General features: G+C 73.2%; 19 protein-coding genes and 1 pseudogene. 7 read left to right on the top strand and 13 right to left on the bottom strand.

All coding sequences use genetic code 11. From position 1 onward, the window contains the following. The 6 genes from mshC to JM949_RS22245 all read right to left on the bottom strand — a co-directional run. Positions 1-1,014 (bottom strand): cysteine--1-D-myo-inosityl 2-amino-2-deoxy-alpha-D-glucopyranoside ligase (gene mshC / locus JM949_RS22270; RefSeq protein WP_203150300.1); only part of this gene is annotated, 1,014 nt, incomplete at its 3' end. Positions 1,015-1,081: 67 nt separating this feature from the next. Further along, positions 1,082-1,900 (bottom strand): SCO1664 family protein, encoded by an 819-nt coding sequence (locus tag JM949_RS22265; RefSeq protein ID WP_203150299.1) that lies wholly within the window; start codon positions 1,898-1,900, stop codon positions 1,082-1,084. Further along, positions 1,897-2,478 (bottom strand): DUF3090 domain-containing protein, encoded by a 582-nt coding sequence (locus JM949_RS22260; RefSeq protein ID WP_203150298.1) that lies wholly within the window; start codon positions 2,476-2,478, stop codon positions 1,897-1,899. Before JM949_RS22260 ends, JM949_RS22265 begins: the two co-directional genes overlap by 4 nt. Before the next feature lie 154 nt (positions 2,479-2,632). Then, positions 2,633-3,337 (bottom strand): MSMEG_4193 family putative phosphomutase, encoded by a 705-nt coding sequence (locus JM949_RS22255; protein WP_203150297.1) that lies wholly within the window; start codon positions 3,335-3,337, stop codon positions 2,633-2,635. Positions 3,338-3,580: 243 nt separating this feature from the next. Continuing rightward, complete coding sequence (locus JM949_RS22250) at positions 3,581-4,417, bottom strand: undecaprenyl-diphosphate phosphatase (protein ID WP_203150296.1); 837 nt, start codon at positions 4,415-4,417, stop codon at positions 3,581-3,583. Further along, the gene (locus tag JM949_RS22245; RefSeq protein ID WP_203150295.1) at positions 4,414-5,466 is read right to left on the bottom strand and encodes an LLM class F420-dependent oxidoreductase; all 1,053 of its coding nucleotides are present in this window, start codon (positions 5,464-5,466) and stop codon (positions 4,414-4,416) included. Before JM949_RS22245 ends, JM949_RS22250 begins: the two co-directional genes overlap by 4 nt. A gap of 186 nt (positions 5,467-5,652) precedes the next feature. On the opposite strand from JM949_RS22245, the gene JM949_RS22240 reads away from it, so the two are divergent. Next, a complete protein-coding gene (locus JM949_RS22240) occupies positions 5,653-6,624 on the top strand; it encodes an aldo/keto reductase (protein ID WP_203150294.1) in 972 nt (323 codons plus the stop codon). Between the two features lie 13 nt (positions 6,625-6,637). Here the strand turns inward: JM949_RS22240 and JM949_RS22235 are convergent, their stop codons facing one another. From JM949_RS22235 to JM949_RS37540, 3 genes are read right to left on the bottom strand one after another with little or no spacing between them, the layout of a single operon-like run. Next, a complete protein-coding gene (locus JM949_RS22235; protein ID WP_203150293.1) occupies positions 6,638-7,546 on the bottom strand; it encodes a hypothetical protein in 909 nt (302 codons plus the stop codon). 30 nt (positions 7,547-7,576) lie between these two features. Further along, the gene (locus tag JM949_RS22230) at positions 7,577-8,629 is read right to left on the bottom strand and encodes a WXG100 family type VII secretion target (protein ID WP_203150292.1); all 1,053 of its coding nucleotides are present in this window, start codon (positions 8,627-8,629) and stop codon (positions 7,577-7,579) included. Further along, entirely contained in the window at positions 8,626-8,958 is a 333-nt protein-coding gene (locus JM949_RS37540; RefSeq protein WP_238433660.1) for a hypothetical protein, read from the bottom strand. The genes JM949_RS22230 and JM949_RS37540 overlap by 4 nt, the downstream gene beginning before the upstream one ends. Here JM949_RS37540 and JM949_RS39890 point away from each other — a divergent pair. The 3 genes and pseudogenes from JM949_RS39890 to JM949_RS22215 all read left to right on the top strand — a co-directional run. Beyond that, positions 8,957-9,322, top strand: a pseudogene (locus JM949_RS39890) (YbaB/EbfC family nucleoid-associated protein); the annotation flags it as partial. The gene JM949_RS37540 and the pseudogene JM949_RS39890 overlap by 2 nt on opposite strands. A gap of 142 nt (positions 9,323-9,464) precedes the next feature. Beyond that, entirely contained in the window at positions 9,465-10,220 is a 756-nt protein-coding gene (locus JM949_RS39260) for an SseB family protein (protein WP_203150291.1), read from the top strand. Positions 10,221-10,436: 216 nt separating this feature from the next. Beyond that, a complete protein-coding gene (locus tag JM949_RS22215) occupies positions 10,437-10,628 on the top strand; it encodes a DUF5703 family protein (protein ID WP_013734349.1) in 192 nt (63 codons plus the stop codon). Between the two features lie 61 nt (positions 10,629-10,689). On the opposite strand, the gene JM949_RS22210 is transcribed toward JM949_RS22215, so the two are convergent. Further along, a complete protein-coding gene (locus JM949_RS22210) occupies positions 10,690-11,358 on the bottom strand; it encodes a hypothetical protein (protein ID WP_203150290.1) in 669 nt (222 codons plus the stop codon). Positions 11,359-11,415: 57 nt separating this feature from the next. Beyond that, positions 11,416-12,744 carry a M20/M25/M40 family metallo-hydrolase gene (locus JM949_RS22205; protein WP_203150289.1) on the bottom strand — a complete coding sequence of 443 codons (1,329 nt, stop codon included), beginning with the start codon at positions 12,742-12,744 and terminating at the stop codon, positions 11,416-11,418. 161 nt (positions 12,745-12,905) lie between these two features. Between JM949_RS22205 and JM949_RS22200 the strand changes: the two genes are divergently transcribed. The 3 genes from JM949_RS22200 (at position 12,906) to JM949_RS22190 (ending at position 14,875) form a co-directional block, all read left to right on the top strand. Continuing rightward, a complete protein-coding gene (locus tag JM949_RS22200) occupies positions 12,906-13,514 on the top strand; it encodes a hemerythrin domain-containing protein (protein WP_203150288.1) in 609 nt (202 codons plus the stop codon). 88 nt (positions 13,515-13,602) lie between these two features. Then, a complete protein-coding gene (locus tag JM949_RS22195) occupies positions 13,603-14,583 on the top strand; it encodes a LysR family transcriptional regulator (RefSeq protein WP_203150287.1) in 981 nt (326 codons plus the stop codon). Between the two features lie 46 nt (positions 14,584-14,629). Further along, positions 14,630-14,875, top strand: a complete 246-nt coding sequence (locus tag JM949_RS22190; protein WP_203150286.1) for a hypothetical protein — start codon at positions 14,630-14,632, stop codon at positions 14,873-14,875. 58 nt (positions 14,876-14,933) lie between these two features. On the opposite strand, the gene JM949_RS22185 is transcribed toward JM949_RS22190, so the two are convergent. Further along, positions 14,934-15,284 carry a DUF3140 domain-containing protein gene (locus tag JM949_RS22185; RefSeq protein WP_203150301.1) on the bottom strand — a complete coding sequence of 117 codons (351 nt, stop codon included), beginning with the start codon at positions 15,282-15,284 and terminating at the stop codon, positions 14,934-14,936. Between the two features lie 200 nt (positions 15,285-15,484). Beyond that, complete coding sequence (locus tag JM949_RS22180; protein WP_203150285.1) at positions 15,485-18,043, bottom strand: ATP-dependent Clp protease ATP-binding subunit; 2,559 nt, start codon at positions 18,041-18,043, stop codon at positions 15,485-15,487. Between the last annotated feature and the right edge of the window lie 252 nt (positions 18,044-18,295).

Raw genomic sequence — 18,295 nt, 5'->3', positions numbered from 1 at the left:
CTCCTGCGCGGCGGTGAGCAGCGCCTCGGTCCAGGTGCGGTCGGCGCGGTAGTGCCCGGAGATCAACGCCAGCCGGATCGCCATCGGGTCGACCTTGTCGGCGCGCAGCCGGGAGACGAAGACCAGGTTGCCCCGGGACTTGGACATCTTCTCGCCGTCCAGGCCGATCATGCCGGCGTGCACGTAGTGCTCGGCGAACGGCGCCTGGCCGGTGAGTCGCTCGGCGTGCGCGGCGGATGCCTCGTGGTGCGGGAACAGCAGGTCGTTGCCGCCGCCCTGCACGTCGATCCGGTCGCCGAGCAGGTTCAGCGCGATCACCGCGCACTCGATGTGCCAACCCGGGCGGCCGGGGCCCAGCTCTCCGCCCGGCCAGGACGGTTCGCCCTCGCGGGCGCCACGCCACAGCAGCGGGTCCAGCGGGTCGCGCTTGCCGGCCCGGTCCGGGTCGCCGCCGCGCTCGGGGAAGATCTCCAGCATCTGCTCGCGGGTCAGGTTCGACTCGTAGCCGAACCGGGGCGCGGCGGAGATGTCGAAGTAGACGTCGCCGGTGCCGTCGTCGAGCCGGTACGCGGCACCGTCCTTGAGCAGCATCTCGACCTTTTCGGCGATGTCCGGGATCGACTCGACCGCGCCCACGTAGTGCTCCGGCGGGATGATCCGCAGCGCCTCCATGTCCTCCCGGAACAGCGCCGTCTCGCGCATCGCCAGGACCACCCAGTCCTCGCCGTCGCGGGCCGCCCGCTCCAGCAGCGGGTCGTCGATGTCGGTGACGTTCTGCACGTAGCGCACCGGACGGCCGGCGTCGCGCCACATCCGCTGCACCAGGTCGAACGTGATCATGGTGGCGGCGTGACCGAGGTGGGTGGCGTCGTACGGGGTGATGCCGCAGACGTACATGCTCCCCGCGTCAGCCGGCTCGCTCGGCTGGAGACCCTGCCGCGCCGAGTCGTACAACGCCAGCGGCTCGCCCCTGCCCGGCAGCTGTGGCACCTCGTGTCCCGCCCAAGACTCCATGGGATCAGCCTAGCCAGCGCGACGACGGCTCCGGAGCGCCCCACGGGTGATCAAGATGACAACGTTTTCACATGGGTGGCCAGGGCATGGCGGGCCAGTCCTCGGGCGGCTGCGGGAAGCGGCGGGTCTGTCGCAGCCGGTCGACGCGGGCGGCCACCTCGGCCACCTCGCTGATCGTCAGGTGGTCGGCCAGCTCCGCGCCGAGCGCCCCGGCGACCTGGCCCGCCAACGTGTCCAGCATCTCCACGGCGTCCGGGGGCAACTCCCGGCCGGCCCAGCCCCAGAGCACCGTACGCAGCTTCTCCTCGACGTGGAAGCTCACCCCGTGGTCCACGCCGTAGATCCGGTCCTCGGCACCGACCAGCACGTGCCCGCCCTTGCGGTCGGCGTTGTTGATCACCGCGTCGAGCACCGCGAGCCGGGCCAACCGTGGATCGTCGGCGTGGGCGAGGGCGTACGCGGCGCCGTCGTCGTCGCGGGCCGCGGCGATCGGGAACCAGCGGGGTGGCACCTGCTCGGCGGGCACGAACCCGACCAGCGGCTCGGCGTCCTCCGGCTCGTCGATCCAGAGCTGGCAGGAGCCGGGGCCGAACGGGCCGTCGCGCAGCACCGTGGGCGGCACCAGGTCCCACCCGGTGGCCCGGGAGACCAGGTACGCCGAGACCTCCCGGCCGGCCAGGGTGCCGTCCGGGAAGTCCCAGAGCGGACGCTCACCGCGCACCGGCTTGTAGACGCAGCGGGCGCTCAGCTCCCCGAGGGTCAGGATGCCGCGCAGCGTCGTGTTCGACGCGTCGACCAGCCGACCCTCCAGGTCGAGCACGCCGTCCCGCAGCAGCCGCAGCGCGGCGTCGCCGTCCTGGCGAGGCTGAAGGCCGGACGAGGTCACCGGTGGTAACCGTTGTGCCGCGGGCAGAGATGCCCGGCGGGGTCCAACGGTTGGCCGCAGAGCGGGCACGGCGGCCGGCCCGCGTTGACCACTCGCCGGGCCCGCTCGATGAACTGGCGGGTGGCCTGCGGGGTGAGCCGGACCCGGAGCCGATCGAGGTCCTCGTCCGGCTCGTCGTCCTCGTCGTCGTCGTCCTCGTCGTCCTCGTCGCCCAGCTCGACCTCGGGCTCCACCTCGCCCGCGGCGATCGCCTCGATCACCACGGTCGCGGTGTCCACGTCGAAGGCCAGCCCGAGGGTCCCGACCCGGAACTCCTCGTCGACGGGAGTGTCCAGCGGCTCGTTGTCGCCGATCACCGGCGCCAGCTCGGGCAGGCTCACCCCGAAGCGACGCTGCGCCTCGGTGAGCAGCTCCTCCAGCTTCTCGGCGAGCAGGGACACCTGGACCTTCTCCAGCGCGACGCTGACCAGCCTGCCGCCGCCGCGGGCCTGCAGGAAGAACGTGCGCTCCCCCGGCGGCCCGACAGTCCCGGCGACGAACCGCTCTGGCGGTTCGAAGGCGTGCACCTGGTGGGTCATACCCACGACCCTATCCGGCCCGTCGTGGCATCGCGCACCCCACCGACCCGAATCGCCGCACCGGCGGCGCGCCCGGCGTAGCAGCGGTGATACCCGGGCGTGGCGGAACCGGCGCCGGCCAGCGGGGGCGTTCCGGCCCGCCGGGTGCGCGTCGTCACGAGGCCGCACCGGCCCCGCCGCCGACCGCGGCGTCCGAATCCGCCGCACGGGGCGCTCGCCGCCGCCGCTTGCGCGGCGGCGGCACCAGGGCGGCGAGATCGCCACCGGTGTCGTTGAGCCGGACCACGAAGGGCCGCAGCGGGGTGAACCGGATCGCGGTCACCGACGCCGGGTCGGCCACGATCCGCTGAAAAAGATCCAGGTGTACGCCGAGCGCGTCCGCCACGATGGCCTTGATCACATCGCCGTGGCTGCACGCCAGCCAGACCGCCTCGGGCCCGTGCTCGGCGGTCACCCGGGCGTCCCAGGAGCGCACCGCCGCCACCGCCCGCCCGGCCATCGCCGCCATCGCCTCGCCATCCGGGAAGACCGCCGCGCTGGGACGCTGCTGGACCACCGGCCAGAGCGGCTCCTTGGCGAGCTTCTTCAGCGGCTGGCCCTCCCAGCTGCCGTAGTCGCACTCGATCAGCCCGTCCTCGACCTCCGGGGTGGCCTGCGGGACCGCCAACTCCAGGGTCTGCCGGCAGCGGATCAGCGGGCTGGTCACCACGGCCGCCAGCGGCACCACCCGCAGCCGTTCGCCCACCGCGGCGGCCTGGGCGCGCCCGGTCTCGTCCAGCTCGACCGGTTGCCGACCGGCCAGCCCGCCGTCGGCGTTCGCCGTGGTCCGGCCGTGTCGCAGAAGCAGAAGGGTCGCCACAGGACCACCCTAGGCCTCCGCTGCGCCGCCGACCTGCGCGGGCTGTGCGTGTGATCGGTTGGTGCGGGGGGCGGTGCCGCACGACCGTGTTGACCCCGGCGCGACCACCGACCGCTGGCCGCATCTTGAGATCTTGGACAGTTTCCGTCAGCCGCTGACGGAAACTGTCCAAGATCTGCCGGTGGGGTTGCGAACGCCCCCGGTGGCGCCGCCAGGCGCGACCGGGGGCCGTCGGCGGGCGGATCAGGTGGCGTTGATCGTGCCGGTCAGCAGCAGGGCCAGGACCAGGGTGCCCAGCGCGACCCGGTACAGCACGAAGACGTACAGGGTGTGGTGCGCGACGTAGCGCAGCAGCCAGGCGATGGCCGCGTAGCCGATGCCGAAGGCGATGAGGGTGGCCACGATCGTCTGGGCCACGGTGGGCACTGACGTGCCCGGGGCGGACGGTTCGAAGACGTCCCCGAGGCTGAACACGCCGGACATCACCACCGCCGGGATGGCCAGCAGGAACGAGTACCGTGCCGCCGCCTCCCGGGTCAGGTTGAGCAGCAGCCCGGCGGTGAGCGTGCCACCGGACCGGGACACCCCGGGGACCAGCGCCATGGCCTGGGCGAAGCCCATCACCACGCCGTCCTTCATCCGGAAGTTCTCCAGGGTGCGGGTCTGTCGCCCCCAGTACTCGGCGAACGCCAACACGAACGCGAACACGATGAGCGTGGTCGCCACCACCCACAGGTTGCGCCCGGCGGTCTTGATCTGGTCCTTGAACAGGAAACCGAACAGGCCGATCGGGATCGAGCCGACGATCACGTACCAGCCCATCCGGTAGTCGAGGCTGGACCGGACCGAGGTGTCCCGGATGCCCATCAGCCAGGTCCGGGTGATCCGCCAGATGTCCTTGGCGAAGTAGATCAGCACGGCCGCTTCGGTGCCGAGCTGGGTGACCGCGGTGAACGACGCGCCGGCGTCCCGGTCGAAGAAGATCGCCGAGGTGATCCGCAGATGCCCCGACGAGCTGACCGGAAGGAACTCCGTCAGTCCCTGGACGATGCCCAGGACGATGGCCTCGACCCAGGTCACTCGCCGACTCCCGAGAGGTCGAGCGCCTCCGCGACGGTACGCAGGGTCTGCACACCGCTGTCCCGGTCGGCCACGAACAGGCTCACCGACAGCGTGGTGACGCCGGCGGCGGCGTACTCCCGCATCCGCTCGGCGACGCGCTCCTTCGGGCCGAGCAGCGAGGTGCGGTCGATGAACTCCATCGGTACGGCGGCGGCGGCGTCACGCTGCCGCTTGGCCAGGTACAGGTCCTGCACCTCGCGGGCGGCGTCGCCGTAGCCCATCCGGGTGGCGAGCTGGTTGTAGAAGTTCTGCTCCCGGCTGCCCATACCGCCCACGTAGAGCGCGGCGTACCAGCGGACGAGTTCGGCGCAGGAGGCCACGTCGTCGCCGATCACCACCGGCACCGACGGCACCACGTCGAACCCGGCCAGCTCCTTGCCGATCTTGGCCCGCCCGGCGCGGACCGAGGCGAGCTGCTCCTCGGCGAACTCCGGGGCGTAGAACACCGCCAGCCAGCCGTCGGCGATCTCGCCGGCCAGCTCCAGGTTCTTCGGGCCGACCGCGGCCAGATAGATCGGTATGTGCTCGCGGGGTGGGTGGAAGCCCAGCCGGAGGGCCTTGCCGGGGCCGTCCGGCAGCGGCAGCGTGTAGTGCTCGCCCTGGTACGCCACCTCCTTGCGGGCGACGGCCAGCTTCACGATGTCGACGAACTCGCGGGTCCGGGCGAGCGGCTTGGCGAACCGCACGCCGTGCCAGCCCTCGGAGACCTGCGGGCCGGAGACGCCCAGGCCGAGCCGGAACCGGCCGCCGGAGAGCGCGTCGATGGTGGCGGCGGTCATGGCGGTGGCCGCCGGCGTCCGGGCGGGGATCTGCATCACCGCGGCGCCGACGTCGATCCGTTCGGTCTGGCCGGCCATCCAGGCGAGCATGCTGGGCGAGTCGGAGCCGTACGCCTCCGCCGCCCACACCACCGAGTAGCCCAGCCGATCCGCCTCCTGGGCCAACGCCAGGTGGTCGGCGGGTGTGCTCCACGCTGTCTGGTATCCGAGACTGAGCCCGAGTCGCACTGGTCCTCCCCCATCCGTGGCACAGGTCGCACCAGGTTACGCAATGCCGATAACGGACTCGATCACCGGCTCGACACCTGGGCTGCCCCGTCCGTCGGGGCAGCCCACCGCGGCGGAACCGGCAGAACCGGCAGAGATACGGGAGCGAGGATATCCGTGGCGGCGGGTTCGAAATAAGGTTCACCCATGCAACAGCGACCGCTCGGCCGAAGCGGGCTGGCGGTTTCCCGGCTCGCGCTCGGCACCATGACCTGGGGCCGGGACACCGACGCCGACGATGCGGCGGCCCAGCTGAAGAGTTACCTGGACGCGGGCGGCAACCTGATCGACACCGCCGACGTGTACGGCGACGGTGACGCCGAATCGGTGATCGGCTCCCTGCTGGGCAGCCTGGTGCCCCGCGACGAGCTGCTGATCGCCACCAAGGCGGGGTTGCGCCCCGGCAGCGGCCGGCGGCGCGACGGCTCCCGGGGGCACCTGCTGCGCACCCTGGAGGCGTCGCTGCGCCGGCTCGGCACCGACCACGTCGACCTGTTCCAGGTGCACGGGTACGACCCGGACACCCCACTTGAGGAGACCCTGGCCGCGCTGGACCACGCGGTGGCCAGCGGCAAGGTCCGCTACGTCGGGGTGTCGAACTTCTCCGGCTGGCAGACCGCGCGGGCCGCCGCCTGGCAGACCGCCTGGCCGGGGCGGGCGCCGGTGGTCGCGGCCCAGGTTGAGTATTCGCTGTTGGAGCGGGGTGTGGAGCGGGAGGTGCTGCCCGCGTGCGACGCGCTCGGGCTCGGCGTGCTGCCCTGGTCGCCGCTGGGCCGGGGCGTGCTGACCGGCAAGTACCGGCACGGCCGGCCGGCCGACTCCCGGGCCGCGTCGCCGCACTTCGAGCGGTTCGTCGCCACCTACCTGGAGCCGCGCTGCTCCAGCATCGTGGAGGCGGTGGCGACCGCGGCCGGTGGGCTGGGCGTGTCGCCGCTGGAGGTGGCACTGGCCTGGATCCGGGACCGGCCCGGCGTGACCGCGCCGATCCTCGGCGCCCGGACGGTGGGGCAGCTGCTCGGCGCGCTCCAGGTGGAACGGATCACCCTGCCCGAGGAGATCACCACCGCGCTGGACGACGTCTCCGCGGTGCCGGTCGGCTACCCCGAACGCGACAGCTGACCTGCCAGCCGGGTCACGGGGTCGGGCGCTGACCGGGAAGCTCGTGGATCGCGGTCAGGAAGCGGGACTGGTCGTCGCGGAGCGCGGGCTGGGTGAGCCGGATCCACGAGCCGTCGTCGAAGACGACTGTGGAGGTGAGCTGCACCAGGCCGGTCGCGCCCCGCTCGGAGTCGACCCGGGCCACCCGGCTGCGCGGCGCACTCCACAGCACCCGTGGTTGCCGCCGGTCGGGCCGGTCGGCGTCCGGGCGTGGGCCCATCCGCAGCAGGTGCAGGTGGGTGTCGGTCACCGCCAGCGGGGTGCCGGTGTAGCGCTCCAGGAAGAGCAGCAGGCTGCCGGCGAGGGTGGCGAGGTCGCCGCTGAAGACGTACCGCCGCCGGTAGGCGATCTCGGCGAGCTGGTCGGCCAGCGGGCGGTGCTGGCTGAGCCGGAACAGCGCGCGGAACGCCTCCTGCTCCTCGGTGAGCGGGATCGTCGGCCGCGGAGCCGGCTGGTGCGGCACGGACGGCTCCGGCGCGGCCGGCTCCGGCAGGCCGGCGGCGAGGGCGCCGGCGTTGCCCGGCAGCAGCAGCACGCCGGCGGCCAGCCGCACCGGCGTCAGCACCGCGTCGACCCAGACCACCGGGTTGACGATGTTGAGCAGCCCGAACAGCACCTTCGGGTCGAGCGCGTCGGCCAACTCGGTGGCGACGTCGTCGGCGAGCTGCCGACCGGCCTGGTGGGTCTGCGACATGCGCACCGGCCCCAGCCCCACGTAGCGCAGCTCCTGCCCGGCCAGCAGCGGCGCCACCAGGGCGCGTTCCGGCTCGTCGCTGGTGCGGAACTCGTCGCGCAGCTCGCGGGCCTTGTCCCGGGCGGCCCGCGCGCCGCCGAGCACCGCGTCGGTGAACCGACCCAGCCGACCCCGCTGCTCTGCCGTCACGCCGTACCTCCTCGACCGGGCAAGCGGCCCCTAGGGCTGATTCGCGGGCGGCTGCCCGAAGACATTCTGGTCGATCCAGTCGGCACCGCCGCGCACCGCCTGGTCGACCTGGTCGCCGATCTGCTCGCTACCGGGGACGGAGAGCCCGCTGGTGAACGCGACGGCCCCCCAGGTGACGCCGTGGACGACCGAGTTCGGCACGTTCCACGGCAGGTTGGTCGCCCAGTCCCGGGCGATCACCCGGGCGCCGTCGGCGACGCCGTGCGCCCGCAGCGCGGCGGCCCGGTCGAAGACGCCCATGTCGAACGGAGAACCGGACTTGCCCAGCTTGTAGGTGCCCTTCGTGGGGTCGAGGACCTTGTGGTACCACTTGTCGACAGTGCCCGCGGCGCGCCGCTTGTCGGCGTACTTCGCGCCGGTGCGCAGGCCCTTCTGCATGTCGACAAGCTTGTCGAGGTGGGTGCGCAGCTTGCGCAGGTACAGCAGGACCCGCTGGAGCAGGCGGATGACCTTCTGCAGGTGCGCCGCCAGCGGCCGGATCACCTTCAGCATCCGGGTCACCACGATCAGCCCCCTGGTCACCGCCACCCCGACCCCGGCCGCCCAGGACGCCCCCAATGTCACCGGGGCCATCAGCAACGCGGTCACCAGCGTCACCAGCAGCCAGTTGACGAACTCCACGCACAGATCGACGAGCACGTCGTGGACGGTCTGCAGGCCGTCGGCGACCCCGCGCAGGTACTCCGCGGTCGCGGCGAACTGGTCGGCGACGTCGAGGAGTTGCCGCTCCACGTCGGCCAACCGCTGGCCGTACGCCGCGCCGGCGGGTGAGCGCCACCCGGCCTGCGCGGACTCGCGGACGCCGCGGTGGCCCTGCGCCAGGTCGCGCACCTGGGTGGCCAGCGCGTCCCACTCGGCGGCCTTGGCGCGCAGGACGGCGGGCTCACCGTCGACCAGGTCGACGAGTTGGATGAGTGGCCAGGCCAGCGTCCGGCAGACGCTGTTGACCGCGTCCTGGACGCCGGAGAGCGCGTTGTCGAGGCCGTTCCAGAGCTGGACCGCGCTGCCGGCCGGCCCGCTCATCCGGGCAGCCCCGACTGGATCGCCTTGAAGCCGGCGTCGAGCTCCCGCTCGTTGTGCTCGTACGTCTCGATGGTGTCGCCCAGCGCCTTGGCGACCCGACCGAACGCGGCGTTCGCGGCGCCGAACAACTCCTGACCGCCGGCGACCTGCCCGGCGTACTTCGCCCGAAGCATGTCGCTGGCGAACGGCAGGTGGCCGAAGGCGTCCGACGGCACGTCACCGGCCGAGGCGAGCTGGCCCTCCAGCGCGGCGAGCGAGCCGGCGACCCGCTGGGCGGCCGTCTCCAGTCGACGGATCGCCTGCACGTCGACGTCGATATCCGGCGGCATGCCGTTCCTCCCCCATGTGTCGAACCCACCGACGATACGATCTTCCGGCCGCCGGGCACCACCCGGTCGCACCATCCACGGGGGAGGGATCATGACGGACCCGACGTCCGCCTTCGACACGCTCGCCGGCCGGATCGCCGACATCGAGCGCCGGTTCGCGGGGCTGGGCGACGAGTTGGCCGAGCTGTCGGGCACCGCGACCGACGAGAGCGGTCTGGTCTCGGCGACCGTGGACGCCACCGGCGCGCTGACCGGCCTCACCCTCGCGCCCGCCGCGCTGCGCGCCGGCACCGACGGCGTGGCCGAGCTGGTGCTCGACGCGTACCGGCGGGCTCGCGCCGCCACCTCCGCGCAGGTCGAGGAGCACACCGAGGGGTTGGACGTCGCGCTCGGCGCGGGCCTGGGCGAGCTGTTCGGCAGGCCGGGCGACTTCTCGGCGTTGGGCCGCCTGGAGGAGACCGTGGCCCGGCTCGGCCGGCTGGGCGACCGCCTGCCGGCCCACCGGCGTGACGCCGCCATCCTGGCCGGAGATCGCCACGCGGCTGCGCGACACGGTCGCCCGCTGCGACCGGGACACCGACCTGGAGCTTGCCGCCGGTCCGCGCGGCATCCGCCTGCTGGTGCGCCGCGAGGTGGTGCGGGTGGTCTGCCCCGGCCACGACGAGGCACGCCTGGCCGCGCTGGGCTGGCACCGCCCGACCGACGACGAGGGCTGGTGGTACGAGGCACCGCGCACTCCGGAGCAGGTGCGGCGGCTCAGTGTGTTCGTGACCCGTACCGCCGCCGCGGTGTTGACCGGCGAGCCCGGTGCGCTCTCCTGCCGCGTGCTGCCGCCGGCCGACCGGTCGGCACTGGTCCGACCGGCGGGGCCGGGATCCACCGAGGCGGTCGAGCCGGCGGTGGTGGCCGTGCTCGCCGCGGCCGCCGAGCGGCACGACCTGCCCGGCTATCTCGGGGTGCTGGCCGGCGCCACGGTGTGCGTCCCGCTGGCCGGGGAACCGGCGGCGGACGCCGACTTCCCGTGGACGGTGCTCGGCGACGCCACCGGCGCGCCACTGCTGCCGATCTTCACCTCCCCGCGCGCGCTCGCCGCGTTCAGCGGAGACGGGGTGCCGTTCGTCACGCTGCCCTGCGCGGAACTGTTCGAGGACTGGCCGGACCCGTCGTGGGGGCTCACTGTCGACCCGGGCAGCGCCCGGGCGGTCGCCCTGGCCGCGCCGGCCCTCGCCGCGCTGCTGACGGCGAACGTCCGCCCCGGCTGACGTCGAACCCCAGCCCCCGTCCGGGCGGTGCCGCGCCACCGGGCGACATGCCTCAGGGGGCATGTATACGACTCCCCGGTATACGGCTTCCCCGGGACACTCCCACCCACCAGGGCACCGAGGCCGCCACCGCTGCCGCTTCGGAATCCGCGGCAGCGTCGTTGGTCACCCCGGAGGGGGTGGCGGACGGCCGCTGGGCTGGGCAGCATGGGTGGCATGGACTACGAATACGCGCCACTGCGGCTGCCGCCGAACGTCGACCGGTTGACCGCGGCGGCGCAGTTGGCGATCCAGGCGGAGTTCTCCGGGTGGGAGTTGGCCCGGGTGCGGCTGTACCGGGACGGCACGCGGCAGGTCGTGCTGCGTCGGCGGCGGGTCAACCAGCCGCAGCCGGGCCTGTCGTACTGACCGGCGGGCGGTGCCGCCCGGAGCCCCACCCGGGGCCCGGGCGACAACCGGCCCAGGGCGCCTAGTGCTGGTGCCCGGCGTGATCGTGGTCGTGGTCCTCGTCGAGCTCCAGGAACGGGTGCTCGTCGAGCCGGCCGACCAGCCGGTCGTCGGCCGCCGGCTGGAACGGGCCGACCGCGTCGTCGTCGTCGAACGACTCCAGGTCCACCGGGGTGCCCACCTCGCTGACCATGACCACCCCGTCGAGCGGCTCCAGCTCGGGGACGTCCAACGCGCCGAGGGAGCCGTCGCCGCTCTGCAGCAGCTCCAGCACCGCCTCGCCGACGCCCTCCACCGGTGCCGGCTCGTCGTCCTCCGGGGTGCCCTCGCGACGGGCCGCCTCGGCCACCCGCAGCAGCGCGGCGACGCTCGGCACCCGGTAGTCGCGGCGCTGGCGCACCGAGATCACCCGGGGGTGCGGGTCGCTGGCCTCGGCCCCCTCGCCGCCGCCGAAACGCTCGTCGGCCTCGTCCGGGTCGATCGAGTCGACATCCCACGGCGTCACCTCGCCGAAGGCGTCGAGCAGCCGCTCGTCGTACGCGAAGGAGGCGTTGTTCAACGCCACGTACGCCTGCCAGACGTCGTCGTCGTCGACGCGGCCCTGCGCGGCCCGTACGGCGGCCAGGTGGTGACGGGCCGCTTCGATCACCCGCTCGAGAGCGGCGTCCAGCTCACCGTGCTGGTCGGTCATGTGGGGCAGTCCCTTCACGTTGGGAGGTCGTGCGCCGGCGGCAACGGCCGGACGCGGTTAGCAGGTGCGGAGGAACCGGTCGAGAACCCGCACGCCGAACTGTAGTCCGTCCACCGGAACGCGCTCGTCAATGCCATGGAACAACGCGGAGAAGTTCAGGTCGGCGGGCAGCTGGAGCGGGGCGAATCCGAAGCAGCGAATGCCGAGCTGCGCGAACGCCTTGGCGTCGGTGCCGCCGGAGAGCATGTACGGCACCGGCCGCGCCCCCGGGTCCTCCGCGCGCAGCGCGGCCGACATGGCCTCGACCAGGTCACCGTCGAAGGTGGTCTCCAGCGCCGGCTGCCGCTGGATGTACTCGATCGCGATGTCCGGGCCGACCAGCTCGCGCAGCTGCCGCTCCAGCAGCTCCGACTGGCCCGGCAGGCTGCGGCAGTCGATGGTGGCGGTGGCCCGGCCGGGGATGACGTTGTCCTTGTAGCCGGCGCTCAACCGGGTCGGGTTGGCGGTGTTCCGGATGGTCGCGCCGATGATGTTGGCGATCGGGCCGAGCTTGGCGATGGCCGTCTCCGGGTCGTCCGGGTCCAGCTCGATGCCGAGCAGGTCGGAGACCTCGGTCAGGAAGGCCCGCACGGTGTCGGTGACCACCACCGGGAAGCGGTGCCGGCCGATCCGGGCGACCGCCTCGGCGAGCGCGGTGACCGCGTTGTCGTCGTGCACCATCGAGCCGTGCCCGGGGCGGCCCTTGGCGTGCAGCCGCAGCCAGTCGATGCCCTTCTCGGCGGTCTCGATCAGGTAGAGCCGCTGGCTGTCGTTGACCGAGTAGGAGAAACCACCGACCTCACCGATCGCCTCGGTGCAGCCGTCGAAGAGGCCGCGGTGGTGCTCCACCAGGAACCGGGCGCCGTAGTCGCTGCCGGCCTCCTCGTCGGCGGTGTAGGCGAGCACGATGTCGCGCGGCGGGCGTACGCCGGTGCGCTGCCAGTGCCGCACCACGGCGAGCACCATCGCGTCGAAGTCCTTCATGTCGATCGCGCCCCGGCCCCACAGGTAGCCGTCGCGCAGCTCGCCGGAGAACGGGTGCACCGACCACTCGTCGGCGTCGGCGGGCACCACGTCCAGGTGGCCGTGCACCAGCAGCGCACCCCGGCTCGGGTCGGTGCCCGGGATGCGGGCCACCACGTTGGCCCGGCCCGGCGCGGACTCGTGCAGGACGGACTCCACGCCCACCTCGGCGAGCTTCTCCGCCACGTACTCGGCCGCGCGGCGTTCGCCGACGCTGGTGTCGTTGTCCCCGGTGTTTGTGGTGTCGATGCGCAGCAGGTCTCGGCAGAGGTCCACGACCTCTGCGCTCGGGTCGGGTCGGGCGGAGGCGGCATCGCTCGTCATCGCCTCTTCATACCAGCCCGAGCTGGCCGACAGGTCGGCGCACCGGCGCTGAGGGCCGGACGCATCGACGGTCCGGTTTCGCGTCGAGGGCGTTCGGGTATCGCCGCCCACGACCGTACGTCCCCTGCCGGAGCTTCCGCCCGCCAGTCGAGGAGGGCACCATGTCCGCCGTTCCCCTGCCGCCGCTGCCGCCCACGCCCGCCTCCGAGGAGGGCTACCGGCCCGCTGGTCGCAGCATCGCCGACATCGTCGACCGGGAGCACCAGCAGCTGCTGGCGCTGCTGGATCAGCTGACCGGCCCGGACGCCACGCCGCAGGAGGGGCTGGCGGTGCTCACCGCCGCGCTGTCGCGACACCTGTCCGCCGAGGAGCAGTACCTGCTGCCGGCGGTGCGCGCGGCGCTGCCGACCGCCACCGGACGGGTGGCCGCCGAGATCGACGCCGACGCCGCCCTGCTGGCCGCGCTGAAGGGGTTGACCGACGAGGCGTTGACCGACGTCGCGGAGCGGGTCCGCCGGCACGTCGACGGGGTCGACGGGCTCGTCGCCGAGCTGCGCGCGGTCGCGACCGAGGAGGAGCTGGTCCGGCTCGGCAACCGGTTGGAGATCGCCGAGGAGGCGGCACCGACCCGACCGCACCCGGGCACTCCGGCCACCCCGCCGTGGAACCGGATCGTGGAGCCGGCGGTCGGGGTGGTGGACAAGGTCCTCGACGCGGTGACCCGGCGGCCGACGTACCTGGAGGACCTGCCGGAGCCGCCCCGCGGGTGAGGCGTGGCGGCGGCCCCGGGAGTACATTCATTATCACCGATCCGCTCGGGCTATTCCGCCGGCTGACGCGTAGTCCTACCGTCACCCTATGAACCTGGAGCTGCGTCACCTGCGGGTGGTCTGCGCGATCGCGGAGACGGGGAGCGTGACGAAGGCGGCGTCGGCGCTCGGCCTGGCCCAGCCGGCGCTGACCGCCCAGCTCCAACGGATCGAGCGGACGCTTGGCGGCCCGTTGTTCGAGCGCGACCGGCGCGGGGCCCGGCCCACCGCGCTCGGCGAGCTGGTGCTGGCCCGTGCCCGGGTGCTGCTGCCGGCGATGAAGGGGTTGCAGGACGAGGCCGCTCGGCTGGCCGGGGCGGGCGACGCGCCGCCGTGCTACCGGTTCGGTGGGGTGAACAGCCCGATCCTGGGTCGGCTGGTGCACCGGCTGGCGGCCGAGCAGCCACCCGCCCAGATCACCACGTACGCCTCCTGGTCGGTGGACGAGTTGGCGCAGTTGGTGGCCGGGGGTCGCCTGGACTTCGCGCTCACCGGCGTGTGCGGCGACGCCAGCCCGTCCGCCGGGTTCGGGTTGAGCTGGCAGGAGGTGGCCGTCGACCCGGTGCTGGTGCTGCTGCCGGAGACCCACCCTCTCGCCGCGCACGACGAGGTGCGCCTGGGGGACCTGCGCCACGAGCAGTGGGTGGCCGCACCCGGCGACGGCTGCTTCGCCGACTGCTTCGCCGCCGCCTGCGCCCGCGCCGGCTTCACCCCCAAGAAGGTGTACGAGACCGACATCCGCGGCTGCGTCGACCTGGTGGACGCCGGCGTGGCGGTGGCGCTGTGCCAGGCGACGTTCCGTCCGGTGGCCGGGTTGGTCACCCGCCGCCTCGCCGGGACACCGCTGCGCTGGCGGCTCCTGCTCGGCTGGCATCCGGACTCCGCCGCCGCCCAGGGCGCCGAGCTGGTGCTGGAGACGGCCAAGGCGGCGTACGTCGACTCGTTGGCCCCGCATCCGGCGTACCTGGCCTGGTTGCCGCGTAACCCGGGGTTCGGCGTCCGGCAGCCCAGCGCGGCCCGACCGGGTTGACCCGCCGGTGGGGTGCGAACCGCCGTTGGCCGGGTATCTGGCGGACATGACCGACCTCTACCCGCCCGCCGACGACCGCGAACTGCTGCGCCAGGCGGCCTCCGCGCACACCGCCGCCACCCGTGCGGTGGAGGCGTTCCTGCGCCGCCTGCCGGCGGTGCCCGACCCGGCCGACGTGACCGAGTACGCGAACCTGCTCACCCGGGAGGACCAGACCCGCGGTGACCGGGACGCCGCCGCCGACGCGGCCGGCCTGACCATCGGCAGCCTGGAATCCGACAAGGGCCAGTGACACGCCGTGACGGTGCCGTCCCGGGGTCGCGGGACGGCACCGTCACGGGTGGCCGCGTTCAGCGTTCGACGAGCGGGTCGTGGCCCAGGTCGAGCAGGGAGTGCCGCCAGCCGTCGTCGGCGTTGCCGCGCGGCGGCTTGGCGTCCATCAACTCGCGGATCCGCTCGACCGCCGCCCGCATCACCTCGATGTCCTCCGGGGTGAGGTCGACCTTGCGTTTGTTGAGCACCTTGAGGATCTCCCGCCCCGGCTGGGGCAGGTCGAGGTTCGGGCTCGGGCTGAACGACTCCTCCCCGGAGCCCCGGGTCAGCAGCCAGGTCCGCAGCTGCTCGGAGGGGACGTTGACCTCGGCGTGGAAGTCCTCCCAGAGCACTTCCACCTCGGGGTCGAGCCGCGCTTCGCGTACCATCGGGTCTCCTCTCGCAGGTGGTGGCCCGGACGTCTCCGGGTCGTCCCGGTCGGTCTTCGGATGCAGGCCCTCGGCGGGCACCCGGGTCCGGCGGGGGTTCGCGGTGGGCGGCGCCAGGATGGGCTCGGGATGCTCGTCCTCGTCCCGCGGGTTCGCGGGCTCGTGCGGGTCCTCGTGGTCGTCTCCTCGCGCCGGCCCGGTCATCGCGGGTGTGTGGTCGTGGCGGCGGTGTACCCCCGCTCGCCCGCGGTCACGTCGAAGGTGAGCGCGCCGTCGCGGACGTCCACAGTGACCTTCTGCCCCGGCGAGATCGCCGACTCCAGCAACATCCGGGACAGGTGGTTGTCCACCTCGCGCTGGATCACCCGGCGCAGCGGACGGGCGCCGAACTCCGGCTGGTAGCCGTGCTCGGCGAGCCAGTCGATGCCGGCGGTGGTGAACTCCACCTGGAGGTCCTGGGCGTGCATCCGACGGCGGGTCTCCTCCAGCAGCAGCGCGGTGATGTCGCGTAGTTGCTCGGCCTCCAACCGACGGAAGATGATGACCTCGTCGATGCGGTTGAGGAACTCCGGGCGGAAGTTCTCCTGGAGCCGGCGCATCAGCCGTTCGCGCAGCTCGTTGCTCTCCTGCTCGCTGCCCACGTCCCCGGTGCCGAAGCCGACCGAGCGCTGGGCGCCGGTGATCAGCTCGGAGCCGAGGTTGCTCGTCATGATCAGGACGGTGTTCTTGAAGTTCACAGTGCGACCCTGGCTGTCGGTCAGCCGCCCGTCGTCGAGCACCTGGAGCAGGATGTTGAACACGTCCGGGTGGGCCTTCTCGATCTCGTCGAGCAGCACCACCGCGTACGGGCGGCGCCGCACCGCCTCGGTGAGCTGACCGGCCTCCTCGTAGCCGACGTACCCGGGAGGCGCGCCGACCAGGCGGCTGACCGTGTGCCGCTCCTGGAACTCGCTCATGTCCACCCGGACCATCCGGTCCGCCTCACCGAACAACGCCTCGGCCAGCGCCCGCGCCAACTCGGTCTTGCCGACGCCGGTCGGCCCGAGGAACAGGAAACTTCCCATCGGACGCTCCGGGTCGGCCAGCCCGGCGCGGGACCGGCGGACGGCCTCGGCGACCGCGGTGACCGCGTCGTCCTGACCGACCACCTTCTGGTGCAGCTGCCCCTCCAGGCGCAGCAGCCGGTCGCGTTCCTCCTCGGTGAGCTGGCTGACCGGGATGCCGGTGGCCCGGGAGACCACCTCGGCGATCTCCTGCGGGCCCACCTCGGGCACCTGCGAGCCGGACGTGCCGTCCTCGCCGTTGGCGCGCCGGATCTCCGCCTCCAGCTCGGCGATCCGGTCGCGCAGCGCGGAGGCCCGCTCGTACTGCTCGTCGGTGACCGCCTGTTCCTTGTCCCGGCGGACGTCGTCGAGTTCCTGCTCCAACTCCCGCACGTCGGAGGCGGGGGTGCGGGTCCGCAACCGCACCCGGGCGCCGGCCTGGTCCATCAGGTCGATGGCCTTGTCCGGCAGGAACCGGTCGGTGACGTAGCGGTCGGACAGCTCGGCGGCGGTGACCAGCGCCTCGTCGGTGAAGCGCACCTGGTGGTGCGCCTCGTACCGGTCGCGCAGCCCGCGCAGGATCGCGATGGTGTCGTCGACGCTCGGCTCGGGCACCAGGACCGGCTGGAAGCGCCGGGCCAGCGCGGCGTCCTTCTCGATGCTCTTGCGGTACTCGTCGAGCGTGGTCGCGCCGATCACCCGCAGCTCCCCCCGGGCGAGGGCGGGTTTGAGCATGTTGGACGCGTCCATCCCGCCCTCGCTGCCGGCGCCACCGGCGCCGACCAGGGTGTGGATCTCGTCCAGGAAGATGATCAGCTCGTCCCGGTGCGCCCGGATCTCGTCGATCACCTTCTTCAACCGCTCCTCGAAGTCGCCCCGGTAGCGGGTGCCGGCGACCAGGCCGGCCAGATCGAGTTGGACGACGCGCTTGCCGAGCAGGGTCTGCGGGACGTCGCCGTCGCAGATCCGTTCGGCCAACCCCTCGACGATGGCGGTCTTGCCGACGCCGGCCTCGCCGATCAGCACCGGGTTGTTCTTGGTCCGCCGGGACAGGATCTCCACGGCCTGTTCGATCTCGTCGGCGCGTCCGATCACCGGGTCGATCTGGTCGTTGCGGGCCAGGTCGGTGAGGTCCTGCCCGTACTGGTCCAGGGTGGGGGTGCCCCGGTCCGGCTTCGGCCCGTTCATCGGCCCGCGCTCGGCGTTGGCGGCCTGCAACGACTCGGGTTGGATCCGGCCGGCGGCCAGCATCCGCCCGGCCGGCGACTCCGGGTTGAGCGGCAACGCCATCAGGATGTGCTCGGGGCCGATGTAGTTGGCGCCCATCGCCCGGGACAGTTGGTGGGCGTCGAGCAGCGCCCGCTTGGCGGCGGGGGTCAGCGACAGGTTGGGCGGCACCTCCCCGCGCGGCGCGCCGTCGCCCGTGCCGCCGAGCGCGTTGAGCAGGGTGTCCGGGTCGGCGCCGGCCCGCCGGACCAGGTCCCGCAGCGGTTCTCGTTGCAGCGCCGCCCAGAGCAGGTGGTCGGTGTCCAGGTCGGTGCTCTGCCGTTGCGCGGCCCGCCGGGCCGCGTCGGCCAGCATCTCCCGGGCGTCGGCCGTCATCAGTCGGGTGATGTCGACCCGGTGCGGCGGTCGGCGCCCTCCCTCGCCCCGGCCGAAGTACCGGGCCAGGAATTCGTCCCACGGGTCGGAGCCGATGTCACCGGGTCCCATCATGTCTGTCCTCCGCGGTAGGGCTCGGCACGGTCGGCAGGGGCTACCCGGCGCGCGCCGCGACAAACTCCGCAGGCGGCGGAGCGGCGGCACCCCCGGGAGTGGCGTCGGGTCCGGGTCGGCCGATGGTGGCAGGCTGGCGGAATGGATGAGACCCCGCTGCTGATCGTGGACGGCGCCAACGTGGTGGGCTCCCGCCCGAACGGGTGGTGGCGGGACCGCGCCGGGGCGGCGGCCCGGCTGCGCGACGCGCTC

It is taken from the genome of Micromonospora tarensis, assembly GCF_016803395.1.
In the GTDB taxonomy this organism is placed as follows: Bacteria; Actinomycetota; Actinomycetes; order Mycobacteriales; family Micromonosporaceae; genus Micromonospora; species Micromonospora tarensis.
The sequence above is the reverse complement of the archived record's forward strand: the minus strand, read 5'-3'. Positions and strand labels throughout refer to the sequence as shown.

Excerpts from the sequence above, each read along its gene's own strand:
- JM949_RS22195 (WP_203150287.1), top strand. The coding sequence starts at position 13,603 with ATGAACCTGGAGCTGCGTCACCTGCGGGTGGTCTGCGCGATCGCGGAG.
- JM949_RS37540 (WP_238433660.1), bottom strand. The coding sequence starts at position 8,958 with ATGCCGCCGGATATCGACGTCGACGTGCAGGCGATCCGTCGACTGGAG.
- JM949_RS22230 (WP_203150292.1), bottom strand. The coding sequence starts at position 8,629 with ATGAGCGGGCCGGCCGGCAGCGCGGTCCAGCTCTGGAACGGCCTCGAC.
- JM949_RS22215 (WP_013734349.1), top strand. The coding sequence starts at position 10,437 with ATGGACTACGAATACGCGCCACTGCGGCTGCCGCCGAACGTCGACCGG.
- JM949_RS22260 (WP_203150298.1), bottom strand. The coding sequence starts at position 2,478 with ATGACCCACCAGGTGCACGCCTTCGAACCGCCAGAGCGGTTCGTCGCC.
- JM949_RS22200 (WP_203150288.1), top strand. The coding sequence starts at position 12,906 with ATGTCCGCCGTTCCCCTGCCGCCGCTGCCGCCCACGCCCGCCTCCGAG.
- JM949_RS22210 (WP_203150290.1), bottom strand. The coding sequence starts at position 11,358 with ATGACCGACCAGCACGGTGAGCTGGACGCCGCTCTCGAGCGGGTGATC.
- JM949_RS22180 (WP_203150285.1), bottom strand. The coding sequence starts at position 18,043 with ATGATGGGACCCGGTGACATCGGCTCCGACCCGTGGGACGAATTCCTG.
- JM949_RS22240 (WP_203150294.1), top strand. The coding sequence starts at position 5,653 with ATGCAACAGCGACCGCTCGGCCGAAGCGGGCTGGCGGTTTCCCGGCTC.
- JM949_RS22190 (WP_203150286.1), top strand. The coding sequence starts at position 14,630 with ATGACCGACCTCTACCCGCCCGCCGACGACCGCGAACTGCTGCGCCAG.
- JM949_RS22205 (WP_203150289.1), bottom strand. The coding sequence starts at position 12,744 with ATGACGAGCGATGCCGCCTCCGCCCGACCCGACCCGAGCGCAGAGGTC.
- JM949_RS22185 (WP_203150301.1), bottom strand. The coding sequence starts at position 15,284 with ATGGTACGCGAAGCGCGGCTCGACCCCGAGGTGGAAGTGCTCTGGGAG.